Source organism: Vibrio sp. 10N.222.52.B12 (genome assembly GCF_002875385.1).
Taxonomy (GTDB): domain Bacteria; phylum Pseudomonadota; class Gammaproteobacteria; order Enterobacterales; family Vibrionaceae; genus Vibrio; species Vibrio jasicida.
Window position 1 is genome coordinate 1 of record NZ_MDAW01000087.1, and the last position, 2,120, is coordinate 2,120.

The following is a 2,120-nucleotide window of genomic DNA, read 5'->3' on the forward strand; positions in this document are numbered from 1 at the left end:
GGGGCGGACCATACATTTTTGATTGCTCAAATCTTATACAGTTGTTTTTGTTCTTTAAATCAAAAGCAAAGGTAAAACATGGAAGTTTTGAAGCGTTGGTTCATCGCCCTTTCTTTGGGGCTTGTGTTATCGGCATGCGGAGGGGGGACGGCTCCTCTGTAGACAACAACTCCGCGTATGTTCCTGCGGAAAAAGTACAATACAATATCTTTTCCAATATCACTGGCGTCAGCTATCCCTACGACATCTACTTGCCAGAAAACTATGAAGAGCGCACAACATCTTTGCCCGTTATCTACGTTTCCGACGGTAATGGGACGGGTCAGGGGTTTGGTAACCTTATCGCCAATGCCGAACTCGATGTCATTCTAATCGCCATTCATGAAGGTCCTCCTGGACGCAGAAATATTGATTATTTGCCACCAGGGGTCGATGACTTCTACCTTTTCTTAACCCAAGAACTCATCCCAGTTGTCGAAGCCGAATACGATATCGATCCAAATGAACGCACACTGGCTGGACATTCATTTGGAGGCGCAAAAACAGCACATATCATGGTATCAGAAGATATTGGGAGCCAGTTTTTCAAGAATTTTATTATCGCCGACGGTTCGTTCTGGCGTATTGAAGACACCATCTATCCTTTGGAAGAGGAACGTTATAAGGCTTCGCCATGGTTAGAAGTCACCGCTATATTCAGCTCAACACACATAGGAAATCACCCCTCCGTTGAGGCTTTCTATAAACATATACAAACCAAGAACTACATGGGTTTCAATTTACCGACTCTTATCGAGTATAAAAATTTAGATCATGGAAAAATGTGGTATCACACCTACAGGGACAGCCTCCCAATCTTGTTTCCAAAAGAAGAAATTTAAGACCATCAAAATAAGTCAGTGGTAGCCAGATTCGGAACTGGCGTTGCATTTCTGGTTGATCTCATCCTTGGTTTAATCCACTGTTAGCGCAACAATTAATCAATGGGGCGCTAGACCTCGACCAAGGATGTATTATGACTGCAGCCAGTTTTTTTCGCTTACTTTGTCTCGCTGCTATTTGGGGTGGCTCGTTTCTGTTTATGCGAGTCGCCGCTAATACGTTCAGACCGGCTTACTTAATCGAGTTTCGTGTTGCATTTGCGGCAATAGCATTGCTCTTGATAGCTTTCTATCTCAAAAAGAAACTTGCCTTCACAAAGCACATTAAGCACTTTTTCATTATTGGCTTATTTAATAGCGCCGTGCCCTTTCTGCTTTTTGCTTACGCTGCTCAAACACTTAATGCGTCGACCTTAGCCATTCTCAACTCAACCGCACCGATATGGGGCGCATTAATTGGTTTTGTTTGGTATCGCAGCCCTTTAACGGCAAAAGCCATTCTAGGTATGATGATTGGTATTGGCGGTGTCGCTGTACTTGTCGGTTTGGATTCTTCAATCATCGGCAGAGAGGCTACCCTCCCTATTGGGGCAAGCTTAATGGCTTCTTTCAGCTATGGGATTGCAACCAACTACACTAAAAATGCACCACAAGTCCCAGCTTTTGACAACGCACACGGCAGTATGTGGGCAGCGGTTATTTGGGTACTTCCACTACTGCCATTTTTACCAATGCGTGCAGAGCCAACCAGCATAGAGTGGAGCTCTGTGGTTGCTCTCGGTGTGGTTTGTACCGGTTTGGCTTATTTGCTTTACTTCCGCCTAGTTTCTGAAATTGGCCCTGCTTCGGCTCTCACCGTCACTTTCCTTGTGCCCGTTTTTGGCATTCTATGGGGCTACCTAGTTTTGGATGAGCCAGTCGGTTTCAACACCATCATAGGGACCATTCTGGTGCTAAGCGGGACAATGTTGGTAACAGGCTTCTCTCCTGCTGCAATGCTGGCGAAACGAAAAGAGAAAGTCGCTTAACCGCTTTTAGGCGTCATAGAATCAATTAAGGCCGCTGTTCAAGCGCAATGTAGATCAGATAAGGATCGGTTGACCGATCCTTCTGCTGAGAGATAATCGGAAGCCTGTTTCTAGGCTTCCGATTTTTTATGTCTATCCAAAACTGTTTTGCCGATTTCCTCGAAGAAAATCCTGTTGATGTAGCTCAACTCACTACTTTCTCTGAACATAT

At 44.8% G+C, this 2,120-nt stretch carries 2 protein-coding genes; both read left to right on the plus strand.

The window, feature by feature from the left end; genetic code table 11:
* A partial coding sequence (locus BCT11_RS04035; RefSeq protein WP_241908975.1) for an alpha/beta hydrolase-fold protein occupies nt 1-881 on the plus strand: 881 nt, incomplete at its 5' end.
* A 134-nt stretch (nt 882-1,015) separates the two neighbouring features.
* Nucleotides 1,016-1,909: a DMT family transporter gene (locus BCT11_RS04040; RefSeq protein WP_102387230.1), complete on the plus strand. Its 894-nt coding sequence runs from the start codon at nt 1,016-1,018 to the stop codon at nt 1,907-1,909.
* Nucleotides 1,910-2,120 lie beyond the last annotated feature (211 nt).

What these genes read in the sequence shown, in the direction of transcription:
- BCT11_RS04040 (WP_102387230.1), top strand. Translation starts at nt 1,016, where the DNA reads ATGACTGCAGCCAGTTTTTTTCGCTTACTTTGTCTCGCTGCTATTTGG.